The organism is Caulobacter sp. FWC2 (assembly GCF_002742625.1).
Lineage (GTDB): Bacteria > Pseudomonadota > Alphaproteobacteria > Caulobacterales > Caulobacteraceae > Caulobacter.
The window spans coordinates 2424249-2444958 of record NZ_PEBF01000001.1; the positions used below are offsets into that span (position 1 = coordinate 2424249).

The window sequence follows — 20710 nt, forward strand, 5'->3', positions numbered from 1 at the left end:
TTATATGGCTCCGCCCGTTCAAGCCGACATCCTTCATCCGCCGCAGGCGTCGGCCCGGCTTGTGCGCGCGTTGAGGGGCCTGCGACACGTGCGCGGCTGGCGGCGCATCGCCGCGCGCCTGGCGCCGCCAGCCGCGCGCGGCGCCTTCACGATCGAGAATCGGGGCGTGTTGTTCAGCGGCGATCTGGGCAGTTTCCTCGACCGTGAAGTCTATCTCTTCGGCGGCTACGAGGCCGAAGCGCTGGACGCCTTTCTGCGCCGCGTCCCGGCCGGGAGGCGCGGCGTGGCGCTGGATATCGGCGCCAATGTGGGCGTTCACAGTCTTCGACTGGCCCGCCATTTCGCGACCGTTCACGCCTTCGATCCCAATGCGGCGCTGTGGAAGCCGTTCGAGCGGAACGTGGCGCTGAATGGGCTGACCAACATCACCTTGCACCGTATGGGCCTGGGAGATGAGGACGCGGTCCTGCCGCTCTATGACGTGGCGGGCGCCAACGCCGGCTTGGCGACCTTCCTGAGCGCGCCGCAGTACGATCGCCCGCTCCGGCCGGCGGGCCAGACGCCCGTGGCCCGCGGCGATGGCGTCGTCGAACGCCTCGGATCACCGCGCATCGACGCGGTGAAGATCGATGTTCAGGGTTACGAAGCCTACGTACTGCGCGGCTTGACGACGGTTCTTGAGCGCGATGAACCCTTGGTCTGGGTGGAGGCCGGTGGCGACGCGCCCGAGGCTATCCGCACACTAACGGACCTGAAGGCGCTCTTTCCTTATCCGGTCGAGGTGACGCGCTTTCATGGCATGCGCGGCTGGCTGACCCACGGTTGGGTGGCCACCCCCGCCGCCGAGATTCTGCCGCCAGGGGACTACTGGGTTAGCCCGGCGGCCTGAAGGCCTCGGCGACGCTGAGGGCCCAACGGCGCGACTGCACGCGATCGGGTCCGTGGGGCCCAAGCGCCCAATGCGCGGCCGGAATGGCAAAGCCGGTCTTGGAGCGCTTCAGCACCTCCATGGGCAAGCCAAGCTCGGTCGCGTTCGCCAACGCGCGCTTCCCGTCGCCGGGCGAGAGGCCCGCGATGTGGGGCGCCACCGCCCTGAAAAGATCGATGTCCACCAACGGCGTGCGGATCTCCACGCCGTGCGCCATGCCCGCCCAGTCGGCGTCTCGGAGCAATTGGTCGCGCAGATAGGCGCGCGATTCCAGGAGCGCCACCCGACCGTTGTCGCACCCCGGATCCGGTTCGAGCAGACCGTCAAGTCGGTCGACCGGGTTCAAGCGCTCCAGGCCGGTGCGCAACATCTCGGGGTCCATGATGGCGTCGAGCTCGGCGGGCAGTCGCACGGCCCGTCTGAGCATGTAGGCGCCGCCCCAGCTTCGCGCATGGCGAAGTACGCCCAGAACCTTGGGATTGCGCCGGACCGGCCCGGGGGCGAACACGCTGAGCGCCGCGTGCGTGAACGTCGCAAGGCCCGGAACATGCGTGAACGGTCGGGCGCGGCGCAGCAGGCGCGGCAAGGTCTGGAACGTCGAATAGCCCGCCAGCAGTTCATCGCCGCCCACGCCCGAGATCGCGACCTTCAGGCCCTGCTCGCGCGCGGCCTTGGCCACGAACCAGGTATTGATGCCGTCGATCGAGGGTTGGTCCATGGCCGACAAGATGGCGGGCAGGTCGGCTTCGAATTCGGCCTGGTCGACGCGGCGAAGCACATGCCGCGCGCCCTGGGCCTTGGCCATCGCGGCGGCCAGAGGGCCTTCATCGCGCGGATCGCCCGAGAAATCGGGATAGACCAACGTGAGGGCGCGTGGCGCGCCATGACCGGCTTGACGCATCAGGTCCAGCAAAGCCCCCGAATCAACGCCGGCCGACAGGAAGAGGCCGACTTCGACATCGGCCAGAAGATGGCTGCGCACGCTGTCGAGAGCCGCGCCACGGAGCACCTCATTCAGAGGCGCGTCGGGGGGCGGCGCTTCCGCCAGTATCCGCGCCAGGCTTGTGTAAACGGCCGGCGCGGAGACCCCGTCGCGCCCGACCCATATCGCCGTTCCAGCCGGCGCTGCCTGGATATTCCTGTGCAGGGTGAACGGCTCAGGGACATGGCCGAAGATGTGGAAGCCGACCCATCCCGCCGGGTCGATCGTGTCTTCCACGCCGCCGCCGGCCATCAGCGCCTTGACCTGGGAAGCGAAGCGGAACGCGCCGCCATCATCGGCATAGTAGAGCGGTTTGATCCCATAGGGATCGCGCGCCAACAGCAGTCCGCCCTTTCGCCCGTCCCACAAGGCCAGTGCGAACATGCCGCGCAATCGCCGCAACATCGCCACGCCCTCGTGGGCGTACAGCCGAAGGATCACCTCGGTGTCCGACTGGGTGACGAAGCGCTCACCCCGCGCTTCCAGTTCCGCGCGCAGCTCCCGGTGATTGTAGATCTCGCCGTTGAAGACCAGGGTGAGGTCAGCCTCGGGCAGGCGCATCGGCTGGGCGGCGCGGTCGGCAAGGTCGATCACCGCGAGTCGACGATGGGCAAGGCCGACCAGACCGTCGGGCGACCACCATGCCCCCTCCCCGTCGGGTCCCCGGGCGCGCATGTGGTCGCGCGTGGCCAGCAGTTCTCGCGGCTGCGGCGGCGCGACGCCGGCGCCGTAGGCGAAAATTCCGTTGATGCCGCACATGATTCGACGCCCCCCCGCGCGCCGCAGATTGCACGTTGTCTCGCCAAACTATAATCCTTGAGAAATGCAACCCTAGGGGATGGGTTGCCCAAAGGGTGGGAATGCTCGGGAAATGCCAAGCGTGACGCGCGCCGTGGGCGGCAAACCGGCTTCTACGGGGAACGGCGTGACCTTTCATGACCGTCTCGCGGACGGTTGGAGCGCGCGTTATCGCCGTGGCGGCTTCGCGCGGCGTCGCCGGTTCCTTGAGACGGAGATCCTCGCGCCCTTGCCGATCAGCGGGCGCTGGCTGGACGCGGGTTGCGGCGCTGGCGACTTCACGCACTGGCTGGCCGCGCGCGGCGCCCAGGCTCGTGGACTGGACGCGTCGGCGGCCATGATCGCCGCAGCGCGCGTAGGCTCGCCCGCGACGAGATTCGATCAAGGGTTGGTCGAACAGCTGACCGACAGCGCCGTTTATGACGGCGCACTCTGTCTGAGCGTGCTGGAATATGTCGACGATCCGAAGACGGCGTTGGCGCGGTTGTCGGCCGCGATAAGGCCGGGCGGCCATCTGATCCTGTCAGCGCCGCGCCGACTTTCGATCCTTCGCATGGCCCAGAAAGCGGCTCATCGCCTGTCCGGCGGGCGGCTCTTCGCCTACCTCGCCAGCTCCCACAACGCCTGGGGCAAGGCCGAACTCGTCGCGGCGCTGCGCGAGCACGGCTTGGTGGTCGAGAGCCTGCGTGAATTTGATCCCCTGCTGCCGCGGTTCCTGGGGCCGCTGGCGAGCCTTTGGGTCGCCACCTGCCGCAAGGCGGCGCCATGAAGCAGGTTTTGCAGGATCTGAACGGCGGGACCGTGCTGGTCGAGGACGTGCCCGCCCCCCTGGCGCGCGCGGGCTTCGTGCGCATCGCCACCACCACCAGCCTCGTCTCGCCTGGCACCGAACGCGCGCTGTTCGATTTCGCGCGCGGATCCCTGGCGTCCAAAGCGCTGCAACAGCCCGAGCGCGTGCGCCAGGTGCTGCGCAAAGCGGCCGTGGACGGCGTGGCCGCGACCCTCGAAGCCGTCCGCGCCAAACTCGATGAGCCGATGGCGGTGGGCTATTGCAATGTCGGACGCGTGCTCGACGGCGGCGCGACAGGCCTGCGGGTAGGCGAACGGGTCGTGTCAAACGGCCGACACGCCGGCGTCGTGCTGGTGGGGCGCAACCTGGTCGCGCGGGCGCCGGATGCGGTGGACGATCAGGCCGCGGCCTTCACGCCACTAGCGGCCATCGCGCTGCAGGGGGTGCGGCTGGCCGCCCCGACGCTCGGGGAAACCTTCGCGGTCGTCGGGCTTGGCCTGGTCGGTCTGCTGACCGTTCAGATCCTGCGCGCCAACGGCTGCCGCGTGCTCGGGCTCGATCCAGACCCAGCCCGGACAGCCCTGGCCCGGGCCTTCGGCGCCACCACCGTCGATCTGGCGGCGGGCGAGGACCCGCTGGCCGCAGCTGCTAGCCTTACCGATGGCCGAGGCCTGGACGGCGCGCTGCTGACGCTGGCCGCGACCAGCGACGAGCCTGTCGCCCAGGCGGCGCGCATGTGCCGGCGTCATGGTCGTCTGGTCCTGGTCGGGGTCACCGGCCTGCGCCTAAACCGCGCTGACTTCTATGAAAAGGAACTCAGCTTCCAGGTTTCCTGCTCCTACGGGCCTGGACGCCATGACCCGGTCTATGAGGAGCAAGGACACGACTACCCGCTGGGCGACGTGCGTTGGACCGAACAGCGCAACTTCGAAGCCGTTCTTGAGCTGATGGCCTCCGGCGCCCTCGATGTCACGTCGCTGATCAGCGCCCGCTTTCCCGTCACCGAGGCGGCGCAGGCCTACGCGCTCCTCGGCGCGGGCAAGGCCCTGGGCATCCTTCTGGACTATCCCGGTGAGCACGCGCGCGCCGACCCGACGCTCGATCGGCGCACCGCCATCGCCTCGCGCCCCACCCAGCCTATGGTCGGTTTTTTGGGGGCGGGCGCCCAGGGGCGCAAGCTGATGGCCAGCTTCGTGGCGGCGGGCGCCCACCTGACGACAGTCGTCTCGGCGACCGGAGTCGGCGCCGCCCACGCGGCGCGACGGTTCGGCTTCGCGCGGGTATCGACGGATCCTCAGGCCGTGCTCTCAGACCCCAATAGCCTCGCGGTCTGCATCGCCACGCGGCACGACAGCCACGCCGACTACGTCCGCGCCGCCCTGGCTGCGGGCAAGGCCGTGTTCGTGGAAAAGCCGCTCTGTCTCGCTCGGGATGACCTCGAGGCGATCGCGCGCGCGGCGTCCGCCCCAGGCGCGCCGATGCTGATGGTCGGCTTCAATCGCCGCTTCGCGCCCCTGGTCGTCGAGATGCGCCGTCTTCTCGTAAGCCTTAGCGCTCCCAAGGCGATGGTGATGACGGTCAACGCCGGCGCGGCGGCGCCCGACCACTGGACGCAGGACCCAAGGATCGGCGGCGGGCGTATCGTCGGCGAAGCCTGTCATTTCATCGATCTTCTGCGGCATCTGGCCGGCGCGCCCGTCGAGACGATGCAGGTCGCCGCTTCCGCGTCCGATGTCGCCATCATCACGCTTGGATTCGCCGATGGCTCGATCGGCGCGATCCACTATCTGGCCAACGGTCATCGCGGTCGCGCCAAGGAGACCCTCGAGGTCTTCGTTGGCGGACGGACCTTGTATCTCGACAACTACCGCCGCCTGACCGGCCATGGCTGGCCGGCGTTTCCGGGGCGACGCGCTTGGCGCCAGGACAAGGGACACGCCGGCTGTGTGAGCGCCTTCGTTTCGGCCTTGCGGAACGGCGAGCTGTGCCCGATCCCGCTCGAAGAAGCGCTCGAGGTCAGCGGCCTGGCCATCGAGGCGGCCGATCAGGTCGCGCGCCGATGAGCCTTCCTCGCCTGGCGCGTACGGTCCGGTGGCTGAAACCGGTCCAGATCTATGGGCGGATCCTGCATCACGCTCCACGGCCCGGACCGCACTGGACCCCGCCGCCGGCCTTGCGTCGGCCGCGCGCGGTCTGGCGAGAAGCACTGCTTCGCCCTTCGCCGCTCCGTGGACCCGCGCGGGTTTGCCATCTGAACCACGAGGTCGAGATCGACGCCCCCGGGGCCTGGAACGATCCCGCTCAGTCCCGGCTCTGGCTCTATAATTTGCACTACTTCGACGGGTTTTCCCCGCAAGACCAGGGCGAGCACGATCTCCGTCTCGCGACGCTGATCGAGCGTTGGGTCGACGAGAATCCTCCGGGCCAGGGCGTGGGGTGGGAGCCCTACCCCACCTCGCTGCGCATCGTGAATTGGATCAAGCGCCATCTCGCCGGTGGGTCGCTGAGCCCCGCCGTTCTGGCCAGTCTCGCCCATCAGGTTCGGTGGCTGGCAGGCCGCCTGGAATGGCGGCTCCTGGGCAACCACCTGCTGGCCAACGCCAAGGCGCTGATGTTCGCGGGCCTGTTCTTCGAAGGCGCCGAGGCCGAACGCTGGCGAACACGCGGGCTCGGGATCCTCAGGGCGCAGCTGGCCGAACAGATCCTCGCCGACGGCGGCCATTTCGAGCGCTCGCCCATGTATCACGCCCTGGTGCTTGAGGATCTTCTCGACCTGCTGAACCTGGCGCGGACCTATGCGACGCCTGAAGAGGAATGGGTCCGCCTTATCGGGCCGATGCTGGCCTGGCAGGCGAACCTGACCCATCCCGATGGCCGCATCGCCTTCTTCAACGACGCCGCGTTCGGCGTGGCCGGCGACCTCGATGCGCTGGAAGACTATGCCTTGCGACTGGGTCTGGCGCCAGCGACGCGTCCCGGTTCTGGCGTCTGGATGGGCGCGTCCGGTTACGGACGTCTGGCGACGGATGAAGCGGTGGTGCTTCTGGACGCCGCGCCGATCGGACCCGACCATCTTCCGGGTCATGCCCACGCCGACACCCTTTCGTTCGAGTGGTCGCTCGGCCCCGACCGGGTTGTCGTCAACGGCGGCACGTCGCTCTATGGCGAAGGCGCCGATCGCGCTCGCGAGCGCGCCACCGCTTCGCACAGCACCGTCGAGATCGATGGCCTGGATTCCTCGGAGCTTTGGTCCGGGTTTCGCGCAGGTCGGCGAGCCCGTGTCCAGGGCGTCGAGGTCGCGCGGGACGAGGCTGGCCTGCGGGCCAGCGCGGCCCACGACGGTTATGCCTGGCGGCCGGGCCGTCCTCGTCATCGCCGCGACTGGCGGCTGAGCAGCGGTCGTCTCGACGTGACGGACCGGATAGACGGTCGCGTGGACAAGGCCGAGGCCCGCTTCCACCTCGCGCCCGCCTGTCGCGCGACCCTTCACGACGGCGGACGATCCGGCTCGATCACGACGCCCTCCGGCCGGATCATCACCTGGTCGACAAGTGCGCCCGCCCGCCTCGAACATTCGGAGTGGCGACCTGAATTTGGCCTTCGCCAGCCCAGCACGCAGTTGGTCGTTCAGTTCGACACCCCGCGCCTGCACACGCAATTCGACTGGTGAGGGGCATGCATATCCTGTTTCTCACCGACAACTTCCCGCCTGAGGTCAACGCGCCAGCGTCCCGAACCTTCGAGCATTGTCGCGCGTGGGTGGCGGCGGGACATCGGGTAACGGTCGTAACGTGCGCGCCCAATTTTCCCAGTGGCCGGGTGCATCCCGGCTATCGCAACCGGCTTTGGTCGCGCGAGACCATCGAAGGCGTAGAGGTGGTGCGTGTCTGGTCGTTCATCACGGCCAACGAGGGCCTGTTCAAACGCTCGCTGGACTATGCCAGCTACATGGTCGGTGCGGTGCTGGCCGCGCCGTTCGTGCGCGGCGTCGACATCGTCGTGGCCACTTCGCCGCAATTCTTCACCGCCTGCGCGGGCGCGATCGTGGCCGCCGCGCGCCGCAAGCCTTTCGTGTTCGAAGTCCGCGACCTGTGGCCCGAGTCGATCCGCGCGGTCGGAGCCCTGGCCAACGAACAAGTCCTCAATTGGCTCGAGCGCCTCGAACTCTTCCTCTATCGCCGCGCCAGCGCGGTCGTGGCCGTGACGCACGCCTTCCGGGACAACCTGACTCGCCGCGGCGTCGACGGGGCGAAGATCCACGTGGTGACCAACGGCGCGGACCTCACGCGGTTCGCGCCGATCCCGCGCGACGCCGAACTGGCCCGCAGCCATGGTCTCACCGACAAGTTCGTGGCCGGCTATATCGGCACCCACGGCATGGCCCATGCGCTGGATACCTTGCTGGAGGCGGCCGCGCGCCTGGAGGCCCATCCGGAGGGTCAGAGCGTGCGCCTGCTGATGCTAGGCGACGGCGCGACCAAGCAGGCCTTAAAGGCCCAGGCCCGGGCCATGGGCCTGACGTCTGTCGTCTTCCTCGACAGTGTCGCCAAGAGCGAGGTCGCGCGCTACTGGGGCCTGCTAGACGTCTCGATCATCCATCTGCGCAAGGCCGAGCTGTTCGCCACCGTCATTCCCTCCAAGCTTTTCGAGGGCATGGCCATGGGCGTGCCGGTGGCGCACGGCGTGCCAGGCGAATCGGCCATGATCGTGGAGCGTGAGGGAGTCGGGCTCACGTTCGAATCCGAGAATGCGGACTCCCTGGTGGAGGCCCTGCTCACCCTGGCCCGGGACCATGCCCTGCGCGCCGAGCACGCCCGACGTGCGCTTGACGCGGCGGCCCGTTACGACCGCGCCGTCCTCGCTGATCAAATGCTGGCCGTGCTGGAGAGGGTGGGTCGGCCAGCCGCCAGGTTCACGCCCGCCGAATGAGACCCTCATGAGAATCCTCAGCGTCGTTGGCGCACGTCCAAACTTCGTCAAGGTCGCGCCCATCGCGCGCGCGTTGGCCGCACGCCCGGACAGGTTCGAGCACCGGCTGGTCCATACTGGCCAGCACTATGACGGCCGGATGAGCGACGCCTTCTTTGCCGATCTCAACCTTCCAGACCCGGATTATCACCTGGGTGTCGGCTCTGGCAGCCACGCCCATCAGACCGCCGCGGTCATGCTGGGTCTGGAGCCCGTGCTCGAGGCCGTGGCGCCCGACGTCGTCCTGGTGGTCGGCGACGTCAACTCGACCCTGGCCGCGGCGCTGACGGCCAAGAAACTCGGCATCGCGGTCGCCCATGTTGAGGCCGGCTTGCGGTCGGGCGACATGACCATGCCCGAGGAGATCAATCGCCGCTGTGTCGATGCGATCTCGGACATTCTCTTCACCACCGACCGGCTCGCGGACGAGAATCTGGCTCGGGAAAACCCGCCGGGTCGCATCGTGCGGGTCGGCAATGTGATGATCGACACGCTCCTCGACCAGTTGCCGGCGGCTAGCGGTCTGGACATGCCCACGCGACTGGGACTGCCCGCCAAGGGCTACGGCGTCCTGACGCTGCACCGTCCCGCGAACGTCGAGAACCGGGACATCCTGGCGGATCTGCTGGACGCCGTACGCGCCGGCGCCGACGGCCTGCCGGTGGTCTTTCCAATCCATCCGCGCACCCGGGGGCGCATCGAAGCGTTTGGCTTGGCCGACCGTCTCAGCGACGATCCCCATGGACCAGGCCTTTTCGCCACCGAGCCGCTTGGCTACCGGGAATTTCTCGGTCTCATCCACGGCGCGCGCGTCGTCATGACCGACAGTGGAGGCCTGCAGGAGGAAACCACCGTGCTGGGCGTGCCCTGCGTGACACTACGCGAGACGACCGAACGGCCGATCACGGTGCTGGAAGGTGGCAACCGTATCGCCGGCGTGGCCCCGCTAGCGGTGCGAGCAGCCATCGCCGAGGCCCTGGATCGCCGCGCAGAACCCCGCCGCCCGGCGCTCTGGGACGGCCATGCGGCGCAGCGCATCGCTGACGTGTTTTGCGAACTTTACCCGTCTTGAGGGAAAGACACTGGCTTACGTTGTGATTTTGCGCAATGTAACCTTAACGGCGCTGCTGGGGAGGCGGCGCCGAGCCAAGCGGACGGAAGACCTCAAACGCATGACCGCGCATATCCCGACGGGTCGAGCTTCCGCTTTCCAGAGTCTGCTCGACAAGGTTGCGGAGCGAACGGCCCAAGTTGGCGTTATCGGGCTCGGCTATGTCGGTCTTCCACTCGCGGCGGCCGTGGCCAAAGCCGGTTTCGGCGTGATCGGCTTCGACATCGACACCAGCAAGCCGGAGCATATCCATGCTGGTCGCTCCTATATCCCCGCCGTGCCGAACGAGACGCTGGCCCGTCTCGTCCAGACCGGGCGGTTGACGGCCACCAGCGACTTCGCCTTGCTTTCGGTCTGCGACGTCATCGCCATATGCGTGCCCACGCCACTGGGCCCGCATCGCGAACCCGACCTCACCTTCGTGCGCTCGACCAGCGAGGCCATCGCGCGGACCCTGCGTCCGGGCCAACTCGTCTCACTGGAATCGACCACCTATCCCGGCACGACGCGAGAAATCCTCAAGCCAGTCCTCGAGGCGGCGGGGCTGGTGTCCGGGCATGACATATTCCTGGGCTTCTCGCCCGAGCGCGAGGATCCGGGCAACTCGCGGTACGATACGGCCAGCATTCCCAAGGTGGTCGGCGGCGATGGCCAGGAGGCCCTGGCGCTGATGGAGGCGTTCTACGGCGCCGTCGTGGAGTCGACTGTCCCCGTTTCATCCCTGGAGACGGCCGAGGCGGTCAAGATCACCGAGAACGTCTTCCGAGCGGTCAATATCGCGCTGGCCAACGAGCTGAAGGTCATCTTCACGGCCATGGGCGTCGACGTCTGGGAGGTGATCGACGCGGCCAAGACCAAGCCGTTCGGATATATGCCGTTCTATCCCGGACCCGGTCTGGGTGGTCACTGCATTCCCGTGGACCCGTTCTATCTAAGCTGGAAATCGCGCGAGTACGACGTCACCACCCGCTTCATCGAGCTGGCTGGCGAAATCAATGTGGCGATGCCGCGCGTGGTGGTCGACACCCTCACCACAGCGCTGGATCGCCAAGGTGGTCTGCCGCTTGGCGCGGCCCGGATTCTCCTCATGGGCCTGGCCTACAAGAAGAACGTCGCGGATCTGCGCGAAAGCCCCTCGCTCAAGCTCTTGGAACTGCTGCGGCTTCGCGGCGCGCGGGTCGACTACCACGATCCGCTCATCGCCCAGGTGCCCAGCACCCGCAACTACCCCGCGCTGGAAGGCCTGAGATCGGCGGCTCTAAGCGCCGAGGTGATCGCCGACTACGATGCGGTGCTGATCGCCACCGACCATGACGCGGTCGACTACGGCCAGTTGGCCCGTCACGCCAAGCTGATCGTGGATACGCGCAATGTCATGGCGCGCGCGGGCTATTCAGGCCCTCGCATCGTCAAGGCCTGAGGCGCCCCGACGGGGCAATCCGCTAAGCAAAATCATGAGCCCTGTCTCCACGCCCACACAAATTGACCGACTGCCAGCGGCGCTGGCCGCCACGTTCGACCGCGACGGCTATCTCGTTCTGCGCGGCGCGGTTCCCGCGGCGTGGAGACAGGCGCTGCGCGAGACCTTCGACGCCGGTGTCGGAACGCCCGACCAGTGGGCCGCGCCACGCGCGATCGGCTGGCGACACGCCCTGGTCGATCTCGATCCGATCGTGCGGCAGGTCTGTCGCGCGCCCCTGGTCTTGGCGACGGCGGGGCATCTGATCGACGAGCCCTTCTTCTTCAGCCAGGTTGAAGGGCGCGAGCCCTTGCGCGACGGAGGCCACCAGCCCCTGCACCGCGACGGCTTGGGGCAAGGATCCGTCGCCGCCCTGGTCTTTCTCGACGACTATGGGCCTGACAATGGGGCGACGCGGGTGGTTCCACGTCATCTTGACGCTGGAGAGACGGACGAAGCCCTGGCCTTGGTCCTGGCGGGCGAGGCCGGTGACATCCTGGTCTTCGACGCCGATCTGCTGCACGGCGCGACATGCAACCGCTCCGGCGCCCGGCGTCGCTCCCTCTTGCTGAGCTTCATCCCGGAACGCCATCGCGCCAGGGACGACGCCTGCAAGGCCGCGCGAAATGTCCGCATGGATACCCGCGAGGTCTTCGTCCGTCGGACAGGATGAGAATTGTCCTGCCCCCGGGATGGTTGCGGTTCGCCGAGTTCCAAGGTGACGCGAAGGGCGAGCCGAGGTTTATTGCTCGGTCTCTATCGTCGATGAAAACCGATCCGTGATCGCCCCCCTTTCCGACCGACAACGCCAGATCCTTCGCCTCGTGGCGCGTGGTCGCACGTCGAAGGAAATCGCCCTGGCGATCGGGCTCTCTCCGCACGGCGTCGATATGAGCCTGCGAAAATCGTGTGAGCGTCTTGGCGTCGCCAATCGCCGCGAGGCCGCGCGCCTGCTTGAGGCTCACGAGAGCAGTATCAACGATACGTACTACGGTTCGGCCGACCTTTCCGACACGCCGCCTCCCCTGCCATCCCGTGAGCCATTCGGAGAGGAAGGCCATGGACAACTTTTCCCCCCAGCAGGCCGTCGAGAGCGCCCGCGCTCTTCGCCGGGACATTCTGGAGTTCGAGGAGAAGTTCCCGTTGCTCCCCTCGGAACAAACTCAGATGCCGAGGTTCACATGGGCGCAATTGGAACGACAACTGGAGGACCTTTCGCGCTTGTCGACCTGCTCGCAGGATCAAGTGCGGAGCGTAATCGCCATGCTGCGGCTGAAGGCGCTTTCGGCGCCGCCCGAACTGCTGCTGCGCGAGCTGCTGGTGGCGGCTTCGATCCTCCTCGAGGAGGATTTGGTCGAGGACCTTTCAGCCGACAACTGACTTCACTGGAGTCGATCGCCCTGGCCCTTGGCCTGGCGGTGTTGATCGGCCTGCTGCTCGCCGGCGTCCTTGTCGCCGCCGGAAGCTTCATGGGCGCGATGCAGCGCACGATCGAAGCGGCGAGCCGCGGCGCCTGAATTCGACAACAACCCGAAACGCATCGCGCTGTGGCCAGCGCCGAGGAGAACCCATGCCTGTTCCGCAAGAGATCGGCCGAGAGGTCGCCGACAAGCTGTTCGCCGCCGAGCGCGCCGTCGACGACGCCATCAGCGCCATCGCCCAGTTCCAGGGCATGCTGCCGGACGCCGGACGCCGCGCCGGGCTGTCCTTCGGCTATATCCAGGCCCCGATGGCTCATCTCGCGACCGCCAGCAGCGATCTGGTCCGGGCGCGCGAAAGCACGTCCTCGGTCCACAGGAGCCTTGAGGTCATCCAGCGCGCGACCGGCTTGGCGGCGGTTTCCTATGGACCGTTCGTCGACAAGCCCGACGCCCAGCCTCAGCCGTCGGGCCGTCTTGAAGTCGTGAAGACCGAGGCCGCCTAACTGGCGCCGCCCCGGCCTTGGCAGTATGCAAGCGTATGTTCGACACGCTGCGCTACATGGTCGGGGCGGCCTTCTTCTTCGGCGCGATCGCCTACGCCCTCTGGAAAGGCGACTGGCCAGAGCGCGTCACGGCCCTGGCCATGCTGGCCGCGACCGTACTGACCCCGCTGGTGTTCCGTCACTCGGCTTTCGCCGATCCACAGTGGGCGGTGGCGGCGGTCGACCTGGCCCTGCTCGCCGTTCTGACGGTCGTGGTCGTGAAATCGCGGCGAATCTGGCTGGTTCTGGCGCTGGCGGTTCACGCCCTTGGCGCGGCGTCCCATGTGGCGCTGATTTTCGACCCCCAGATCAGGGCCCTGGCCTATCTCTCGTCGATCGTGGTGTGGAGTTACCTGGCCAATGGGTTCCTGATCGCCAGCGTCGCGCAAGCGCAGCGGCGTCGCCTGCGTCAAGAGGCCGACCCCACCATCCCCCGGGTTGGCGCTAAGACCGTGGCCGAGGGGTGACGAGCTCTATCGCCCCCGATCAAGCAGCTCATCGTAGAGGTCGAGATAGGCGCGGCCGGCGGCGGCGTCGCTGTAACGCGCGCCGACCTTGGCCAGAGCGGCCAGCCGCATGGACGACGCCAAGTCGGGGTTGGCGTGCAGTTGAGCCAGGCGCGCGGCCATAGCGGCCGCGTCGCCGCGATCGACGAGGAAGCCGTCTACCCCATCGGAAATGACGCCCTCTGGACCGCCGCAGCGGGTGGCGATGACCGGCGCGCCGCAAGCCATCGCTTCGATCAACACCATGCCGAACCCCTCCTCTTCCGAGGACAGCAGCAGGCAAGAGGCCTTCTGATAGAGCGCGATCAAGGCCTCCACGGACGGCGCTTCGACGAAACGGATATGGGGCGCAAGCCCCGCAGCTCGCGCTTTGGCCCAGAAAGCCGGTGGCGGCGGGGTCGCGCCGGCCAGCACCAGCTTGGGCGCGTCCGGCCGCCCGGCGGCGAAGGCGCCATAGGCCTCCAACAGCATCATCGGGTTCTTGCGGGGATCCGAGAAACGTCCGACCGCGAGGACATGAGGAGGGCCCGGCCGAGGATGGTCGGCCGGCGCGGGATGATAGAGCGTGGTGTCGACACCGGGAGGGGCCTGGACGACCCGAGCGCCGCGCGCCGCGGCGTGAGCCTGCATCCACGAGTTCTCGACCTGGACGACATCGACCGCGCGCAAGGCTCGCTCATCCATCCTGTCCATGGCCCGGGTCATGGCGCGTCGCCAGGCGCCGCGAGGGCCTACGCTTGCGCCGTCGCGCGCCCGCCGTTCGACCGCCGTCAGCGTCGCGGCCTGGACCAGAACCGGCTTTCCGAGCCCCAGAACCGGGGTCGCCCAGGCCGGTACGCCCGCCACGACCTGGATGAGGTCGCAGTCGGCGAGCGCCCGGGCCAGGAGCGGACGCGGCGCCACGCGGAGAATCTCGATCTCACCCAGCGCCGCGCCGACATGAAGGTAGTCGCGACCGCGGGCGGTCTTGGCGAGCGTCACCGGACCGCGCGCCCAGGTGCGGGGATCGAGGATCAACTGGCTGGCGGGATCACGCGCCCAGGTCGCCAGGGAGATGATGCGAATAGTCAGGTCCGTCCGAGCCGAGAGCACCCGGAGCAGGAAATCGGCCACCGCGCCGACACCGCCGACGTCATTGAACGAGGGCACGACCATCGCCAGGGTCGACCGCATCTCTCGCCTCCCCGTCATCGCGCGCCCATCGCTTCCGCCTCGGTCCGAACCCTGCTTATCGTCATGGAGGAATGGGGACAACAGGGGCGCCGCAGGTTGTCCCGCACCTCGCCGCCCTATAGCCTCGGCCGCGAACAGGGGGAGTCAGCATGCGCGTCGCGGACGGGCGGATCGCGCCGGTGCGGGTCTGGGAGTTGGTCGCGCTCGCGAGCCTCCTCGGGGTCTATCTGGTCACCATGGCCCTGTATGACGAGGCCGGGACCCCGGCGGTGAATCTCTTTGGCGCGATCGCGCTGGGCGTCATCATGCTGCTCGGCGCGGTGCCGCCGGCCATGCGCGAGGCGACCGTGATCTGGACCCCGCTGTTCTGGTTCCGCATCGCCACGGCCGCCTATTTCAGCTTCGGCAACGCCATCGTCCACTTCGTCAACGACGAGAGCCGCCGGATGATGGAGGCCTTCTTTCAGGACTACGAGAGCCTGATGGGCAAGCTCAACGCGGTGATCACCCTGGGCGCGCTGCTAACCCTGGCCAGCGCCTGGGTTCTGGACGCCGCCTGGCGGCGAGGCGCGCCTCAGGTCGACGAACCGCCGAGATCGCGACTGGAGGTCGGCGAGCCCAGCCGGCTGCTCACGGTCGGCATGGGCTTCCTGGCGGTCGGTGGGACGGTGAAGTTTCTCTTCACACTGCCGGCGACCTTGGGCGTCATCAGCTTCACCTTGCCCGGCGCGCTGGGCGCGCTGGCGCTGCTTGCCGACGCCGGCGTCTATCTGCTGGCGGTATGGGCCTGGCGCTTCCAGCCCCGGTTGCTGTGGCTTCCAGTCTGCCTGACCGGTCTCAATGTCGCCCTGGGCCTGCTGGCCTTCTCCAAGACCGAGGTGATCGCCTCGATCATGGTGCTGGCCCTGGGGTGGCTTTCCAAGGGGCTTACCTGGCGACGCATGCTGGTCACGGCCGGTGTGATCACCATCACCTTCGCGCTGATCGTTCCGTTCGTGGCGGCCAGCCGCACCGAGATGGTGCGTCGCTATCAGAGCCTGCAGGGGGCGGGCTTGTCCGAGCGGCTTGAGATCGCCAGCTTCTATCTGCAGCCGACCAGCGGCCTGGACAATCCCCAGCAGACGGGACTCATCCGGTTCAGCTATGTCAATGGCAGCGCCCTGGCGCTCGCGCTGCAAGACAATGGCAGCGCCGGAGGCACCCTGGCGACCCTGCCGGCCGTCTTCGTTCCGCGCGCGCTGTGGCCCGACAAGCCGGACATGACGGTGATTGGCCGCGAGTTCAACTACCTGGCCACAGGCAACGAGGAGAGCGCCTCCAGTCCAGGCTGCTTTGCCGAGGCCTACTGGGATTATGGCTGGCTGGGCCTGCCGCTGCTGATGATCCCCCTCGGTCTGATCCTGCAGGCATGGTCGCTTGTCTCGCTGTGGATCATCCGCGGCGAACAGTGGCTGTTTTTCCCGTTTTGCCTGCTGGGCATGAAGGTCGGCTCGAGCATCGATGGCTTCATGGTGCCCACGGTGTTCGGCACCGCGGTCCTGGCCCTCGTCGCGTTCGTGGCGCTGCGTCTGGCCCTGCGGCTCAACAGTCAGATCGTCGCCGCCGGCCCCAGCGGATATCGTGCGCGATGAGCGCCCGCGCCGCGCTGATCCAGCGCTTTTACGGTGATCCCCGTCACGACGGCACGCGTCGGTTCTACGAAGACGTACGTCGCGGGCTCACGCCACAGAGCCGGGTGCTCAATCTCGGGGCCGGGCCGGCCACGGGCAATCCGGTGCGCACCCTGCGCGGCGAAGTGGCCTGGGTGGCGGGCGCCGATGTCGACCCGTGCGTGCTGGACAACCCCGAACTGGACGAGGCAGTCTTGATCTCCGGCGGGCGACTGCCCTTCCCCGACGCCTCCTTTGACATGGTCATCAGCGACTACGTCTTCGAGCACGTGCGTGCGCCTGCCCCGTTTCTGGCCGAGGCGGCCCGGGTTCTGCGGCCGGGCGGGACACTGGTGTTCCGCACGCCCAACCTCGCCCACTATGTCGCCGTGATCTCCGCCCTGACCCCCCACGCGGCCCATGCGCGCTTGGCCAACGCCGTGCGGCGCAATCCCGCCGGCAGCCAGGAGCCTTGGCGAACCTGTTACCGGATGAATCGAGTTGGCCGGCTTCGCCGTCTGGGGCAAGCCGCCGGGTTTGGGTGTCTGGACGTGGAAATGGTCGAGACCGAGCCCGTCTACCTGCGATTTTTCGCGCCGCTGTTCCTGCTCGGCGTCGCCTATGAGCGGCTCGTCAACAGCTCCCCGCTGCTGGCGCCCCTGCGCGCCAACATCTTCGGCCGCTTCACGAAGCCGTCCTGAGCGCGCCGCGCAGCAACACGGCCGTCACCAGCCCCTGGACAAGGAAACTGGCGGTCGTGGCCTGAGCCGCGCCCACCGCGCCCTCGCGCGGGATCAGAGCCAGGCTGAAGGCCAGATTGGCCAGCCCCCCCGTGATCAAGGGAATGAGCAGTCGTCGGGTTCGGTCCAGGGACATCAGGCGGGTCTCGACCACCTGGATCACCCCCTGCGCGCCGTAGGCGATGGCCACCCACACCAGCACGGCCGGCGCATCGTGACGGTAGGCCGGCGCAAGCAGCAGCGTCGAAAGCCACGGGCCCAAGGCCCAGAGCCCCAGGACGCAGGCCAGGGCCGCGGCCGACCGGACCCATAACCAGTGTCGAAAGACCTTTCGCGCCTGCTGGACCTGACCGGCATTGACCGCCTCGAACAGGGCCGGGCGATAGAGATCGTTCAAGGCGCCGCCGATCAGCGACACGCCGCGGCTGGCGATCGAGAAGGGCGCGACGTAGCGCCCCGCCGCCGCCGGGCCGGCCAGGGCGGCCAGCACATAGCGATCGACCATGTTGGCCAGCCAGGACAGCAGGCTCATCGGCGCGAACGGGGCGCCATAGCGCCAGGTACGGCGTGCAAAACTTGGCTCGCCGAAGTCGGCCGGCCCCCTCAAACCGGGCGCGACCAGCAGGCCCAGCAGCGCGGCGATCGCCATGCCCGCAGCCTGACCGATAACATAGCCGTCGACCGTGGGCGCCACACGCAGTGACAGACCCGTGCAGCCAGCCACGGCGACGGCCTCGGCCATCAGAAGACTGGCGTAGGCGCGATTGCGGCGGTCGGCCTGGACCCGGCCATAGAGGACGCCTCGGACCAGGGTCAGAAGACCCAGGAGCAGCGCACCGGCCGCGCCGGATCCGCCAAGCCGGGTCTGACCCATCGCCGCCAGCCCCGCCCATACAAGGGCCGCGATCGCGCAGACGGCGCCCCCCGCCCCCAGGACATGCGCGAGAACCTGGCGCGTGAACCCATCGCCGCGCCCGGCCGCGACCGCGGCGCTGTGAAACCGCAACTGGGTGTTGGTGAAGGGCGTGGAGACCGTGGTCAGCGCCAGGATGAGGAGCGAAAGGAGAAGATTGGCCTCTCCAAACACGGCCGGCGGCGCCAGTTCGGTGAAAAGCCGGATCGAGGCCAGGCCGACTGCCGCCACCATCAGATAGCCGCCCAACACCCAGACGCCAGAGGCGAGCAAGAACCGGCGGGGGCTTCGGGACACGGCGGTCATGCGTCGGCGGGCCCTTCCCCAAGAACGCCAGCCATCGCCCGGTGGCGGTGGTCGCATACAAGCCTAGCGTGAACCGTGGTCCTCGCGAAGCGGAGGCAGCGACAGACAGTCGACGGATAAAAAACAAGCCCGGTCTCTTAAAGGCCGGGCTTGCAGGAGGCCGCCGAGCGGTGGGGTGCTCGTATGCAGCAGAGTTGAGACCCTAGAAGGACCAACCCAGATCAGACAACCGAAAATAGACTATTTTACAATTGCCTCCCGGGCCGCTCCCAGCGTCTCGATGGTGTTAAGCTAGCGCGTCGCCCAGGCGCGGCCGATCTCGGACAGCGGCACGCAGCCGTGATAGGCGCCGGGTACAGGCTCGTACTTCAGCGCCATGGTCGCGCCGGGTTCGGAAGTGAAGTAGCCGACCGTGACCATGTCCTCCAGCGCCGGGAAGAAGTGCGACTGGCCCTGCCCCTGTGCGGCCCCGGCCTCCTGGTCATACGCCGTCAGCAGCGCGACCTGTTGCTCCGGCGTCAGCGCCACGAAGACATCGCCGTGCGCCGCGCGGGCGTCAGCGTCCATGCGCGCGCCTGACCTGGAACATCGTGGCGCCCGACGAGGCGTCCGAAACGCTCGTCATCACGCCCGAGGTGATCAAGAAGTTCGGCGAAGCCCAGGTCCGGCAGTTCCTGCAAGGCGCGCTGAAGCGCGCCGCGAACGGCTTTTCGTTCGTGCACATGTCCTATGCTTTGCAGGACGAATATCAGCGCAGCGCCGAAGCACGCATCCACCGGGCGACGCAGTTCCTGCAGAGCGAGGACTTTCTGGACTTCGGCCGCAGGGTGATCGGCGCGCCCGCGGTGACGGGCGTTCGGGTCCAGGCTTCCTACTACCGCCCTGGCGACTTCCTCACCCTGCATGACGACAGCCACCGCAAGGACATGCGCCTGGCCGCGTTCACCCTGGGCTTCACCCGAAACTGGCGCGCCGACTGGGGCGGGCAGCTTCTGTTCCATGACGCCGAGGGCAACGTCACGCGCGGCTTCCAGCCCGCGTTCAACGTACTGACCCTTTTCAAGGTGCCTGCCGCCCATTCGGTGGCCCAGGTCGCCTCCTACGCTGGGGCCAAACGGCTTTCGCTGACCGGATGGCTACTGGGCGACGCCCAAGTCGCCGTCTAAGACTTCGCCGCGTAAGGATTTCCAATGACCAAGCTGCTGCTCGCCGCCGCGATCGCCCTCATCGCCGCCCCCAATCTCGTTGAGGCCGCCGAGCCAGCCGAGCCGGCGGTGATCGCCGCGCTGAAGGCGTGCCGCGCCCTCACGGCCGACGCTGAGCGGTTGGCCTGCTACGACAAGGCCGCTCAGTCGGTGACCAAGGCCCAGGAGACGGGCGAGGTCATCATCATCGACAAGCAGACGGCGCGCGCCGCGCGCCGCCAGGCTTTCGGCCTGGAACTGCCGACGCTGTCGATCCTCGACAAGGGCGCCGACAAGGCCGAGACCGAGAAGCTGCAGTCGGTGGTGAAGAGCGCCCGCGTCGACGCAGAACAGCGGCTGGTGGTCACGCTGGAGGACGGCGCGGTCTGGCGCCAGATCGACGACACCATGCTGGGCAAGCCGCCCAAGGCCGGCGACACCATCGAGGTCCGCAAGGCCGCCATGGGCAGCTACATGATGAAGATCGGCAGCCAGCCGGCCATCCGCGTGCGCCGCATCGAGGGCGGCGGGCGCTGATCAAGCCCCGTCGTCAACGAAGCGGTAGCCAACGCCCGGCTCGGTCTGCAGAAGCTTCGGCGACGCCGGATCGGCCTCCAGCTTCTGCCGAAGTTGGCCGACGAAGACGCGCAGATACTGGGTGTCCTGCGCGTGCGCTGGGCCCCAGACGGCAGTCAGCAACTCCTTGTGGGTCAGCACCTTGCCGTGGCCCAGAGCCAGACGGACCAGGACGTCATATTCACGCGGCGACAGCTTCACGGTCTCGCCGGCGCGGGTGACGCGACGCTTCTCCAGGTCTATCTCGACGTCGCCTGCGCGGATCGGCCCGCTGGGGGCCTGGGCCCGGCCGGCTTGGCGCATGGCGGCGCGCAGACGGGCCAGGAGCTCGCCGACCCCGAAAGGCTTTTCGACATAGTCGTTGGCGCCCCGGTCAAGGGCCTCGATCTTCTCGATCTCGCGGTCGCGGGCTGACAGGATCAGGATCGGACCTTCGTAGAAGGCCCGGGCCTTTTCCAGCACATCCTTGCCGTCCATGTCAGGCAAGCCGAGATCCAGCACCACGGCGTCGGGCGACCACAGGGCGATGGCGCGCAGGCCCTCCTGGCCGCCGTCGGCGCGCAGCGGCTCGTAGCCGGCCGCGTCCAGCGCCGGACCCAAGAAACGGTGGATCTGCGGCTCGTCGTCGATGACGAGGATGCGTTGGCGTCCTGTGTTCATGAGC

18 protein-coding genes and 3 pseudogenes are annotated in these 20710 nt (G+C 67.9%); 16 read left to right on the forward strand and 5 right to left on the reverse strand.

Annotated features, from left to right (window positions below):
- Positions 1-4: 4 nt before the first annotated feature.
- Positions 5-889 carry an FkbM family methyltransferase gene (locus CSW62_RS11610; RefSeq protein ID WP_099577938.1) on the forward strand — a complete coding sequence of 295 codons (885 nt, stop codon included), beginning with the start codon at positions 5-7 and terminating at the stop codon, positions 887-889.
- Here the strand turns inward: CSW62_RS11610 and asnB are convergent.
- Complete coding sequence (gene asnB / locus CSW62_RS11615) at positions 873-2669, reverse strand: asparagine synthase (glutamine-hydrolyzing) (RefSeq protein ID WP_099577940.1); 1797 nt, start codon at positions 2667-2669, stop codon at positions 873-875. The two genes, CSW62_RS11610 and asnB, sit on opposite strands and share 17 nt — an antisense overlap.
- Positions 2670-2835: 166 nt before the next feature.
- On the opposite strand from asnB, the gene CSW62_RS11620 reads away from it, so the two are divergent.
- The 11 genes and pseudogenes from CSW62_RS11620 (at position 2836) to CSW62_RS11665 (ending at position 13466) form a co-directional block, all read left to right on the forward strand.
- Positions 2836-3477 carry a bifunctional 2-polyprenyl-6-hydroxyphenol methylase/3-demethylubiquinol 3-O-methyltransferase UbiG gene (locus tag CSW62_RS11620; RefSeq protein WP_158235425.1) on the forward strand — a complete coding sequence of 214 codons (642 nt, stop codon included), beginning with the start codon at positions 2836-2838 and terminating at the stop codon, positions 3475-3477.
- Positions 3474-5561 carry a bi-domain-containing oxidoreductase gene (locus CSW62_RS11625; RefSeq protein WP_099582262.1) on the forward strand — a complete coding sequence of 696 codons (2088 nt, stop codon included), beginning with the start codon at positions 3474-3476 and terminating at the stop codon, positions 5559-5561. The genes CSW62_RS11620 and CSW62_RS11625 overlap by 4 nt, the downstream gene beginning before the upstream one ends.
- Positions 5558-7168, forward strand: a complete 1611-nt coding sequence (locus CSW62_RS11630; protein WP_099577944.1) for a heparinase II/III family protein — start codon at positions 5558-5560, stop codon at positions 7166-7168. The genes CSW62_RS11625 and CSW62_RS11630 overlap by 4 nt, the downstream gene beginning before the upstream one ends.
- Positions 7169-7173: 5 nt before the next feature.
- A complete protein-coding gene (locus CSW62_RS11635) occupies positions 7174-8427 on the forward strand; it encodes a glycosyltransferase family 4 protein (protein WP_099577947.1) in 1254 nt (417 codons plus the stop codon).
- 7 nt (positions 8428-8434) lie between these two features.
- Positions 8435-9538: a non-hydrolyzing UDP-N-acetylglucosamine 2-epimerase gene (gene wecB, locus CSW62_RS11640; RefSeq protein ID WP_099577949.1), complete on the forward strand. Its 1104-nt coding sequence runs from the start codon at positions 8435-8437 to the stop codon at positions 9536-9538.
- Between the two features lie 100 nt (positions 9539-9638).
- Positions 9639-10997, forward strand: a complete 1359-nt coding sequence (locus tag CSW62_RS11645) for a nucleotide sugar dehydrogenase (RefSeq protein WP_099577951.1) — start codon at positions 9639-9641, stop codon at positions 10995-10997.
- A 34-nt stretch (positions 10998-11031) separates the two neighbouring features.
- A complete protein-coding gene (locus tag CSW62_RS11650; RefSeq protein WP_099577953.1) occupies positions 11032-11709 on the forward strand; it encodes a phytanoyl-CoA dioxygenase family protein in 678 nt (225 codons plus the stop codon).
- A gap of 106 nt (positions 11710-11815) precedes the next feature.
- Positions 11816-11977: pseudogene (locus CSW62_RS27450) on the forward strand (helix-turn-helix transcriptional regulator); the annotation flags it as partial.
- A 118-nt stretch (positions 11978-12095) separates the two neighbouring features.
- The gene (locus CSW62_RS26910) at positions 12096-12416 is read left to right on the forward strand and encodes a hypothetical protein (RefSeq protein WP_233206664.1); all 321 of its coding nucleotides are present in this window, start codon (positions 12096-12098) and stop codon (positions 12414-12416) included.
- A gap of 190 nt (positions 12417-12606) precedes the next feature.
- Positions 12607-12960, forward strand: coding sequence for a hypothetical protein (locus tag CSW62_RS11660; protein ID WP_099577957.1), 354 nt, complete (start codon positions 12607-12609; stop codon positions 12958-12960).
- Between the two features lie 35 nt (positions 12961-12995).
- The gene (locus CSW62_RS11665) at positions 12996-13466 is read left to right on the forward strand and encodes a hypothetical protein (protein ID WP_099577959.1); all 471 of its coding nucleotides are present in this window, start codon (positions 12996-12998) and stop codon (positions 13464-13466) included.
- Between the two features lie 6 nt (positions 13467-13472).
- Here CSW62_RS11665 and CSW62_RS11670 read toward each other — a convergent pair whose 3' ends face one another.
- Positions 13473-14678 (reverse strand): glycosyltransferase family 4 protein, encoded by a 1206-nt coding sequence (locus CSW62_RS11670; RefSeq protein ID WP_158235426.1) that lies wholly within the window; start codon positions 14676-14678, stop codon positions 13473-13475.
- Between the two features lie 149 nt (positions 14679-14827).
- Here CSW62_RS11670 and CSW62_RS26580 point away from each other — a divergent pair, with 149 nt between their 5' ends.
- Both CSW62_RS26580 and CSW62_RS11675 read left to right on the forward strand, forming a co-directional pair.
- On the forward strand, positions 14828-16309 hold the full coding sequence (locus CSW62_RS26580; RefSeq protein ID WP_199170576.1) for a hypothetical protein: 1482 nt from the start codon (positions 14828-14830) through the stop codon (positions 16307-16309).
- A complete protein-coding gene (locus tag CSW62_RS11675) occupies positions 16306-17028 on the forward strand; it encodes a bifunctional 2-polyprenyl-6-hydroxyphenol methylase/3-demethylubiquinol 3-O-methyltransferase UbiG (protein ID WP_199170577.1) in 723 nt (240 codons plus the stop codon). The genes CSW62_RS26580 and CSW62_RS11675 overlap by 4 nt, the downstream gene beginning before the upstream one ends.
- On the opposite strand, the gene CSW62_RS11680 is transcribed toward CSW62_RS11675, so the two are convergent.
- Positions 17012-18286: a lipopolysaccharide biosynthesis protein gene (locus CSW62_RS11680; protein WP_158235427.1), complete on the reverse strand. Its 1275-nt coding sequence runs from the start codon at positions 18284-18286 to the stop codon at positions 17012-17014. The genes CSW62_RS11675 and CSW62_RS11680 overlap by 17 nt on opposite strands.
- Positions 18287-18577: 291 nt before the next feature.
- Positions 18578-18859, reverse strand: a pseudogene (locus CSW62_RS11685) (gluconate 2-dehydrogenase subunit 3 family protein); the annotation flags it as partial.
- A gap of 2 nt (positions 18860-18861) precedes the next feature.
- On the opposite strand from CSW62_RS11685, the pseudogene CSW62_RS11690 reads away from it, so the two are divergent.
- Positions 18862-19452 (forward strand): annotated as a pseudogene (locus CSW62_RS11690) (2OG-Fe(II) oxygenase family protein); the annotation flags it as partial.
- 24 nt (positions 19453-19476) lie between these two features.
- A complete protein-coding gene (locus tag CSW62_RS11695) occupies positions 19477-20007 on the forward strand; it encodes a hypothetical protein (protein WP_099577969.1) in 531 nt (176 codons plus the stop codon).
- Here the strand turns inward: CSW62_RS11695 and CSW62_RS11700 are convergent, their stop codons facing one another.
- Positions 20008-20706, reverse strand: coding sequence for a winged helix-turn-helix domain-containing protein (locus CSW62_RS11700; RefSeq protein WP_099577971.1), 699 nt, complete (start codon positions 20704-20706; stop codon positions 20008-20010).
- Positions 20707-20710: the final 4 nt, after the last annotated feature.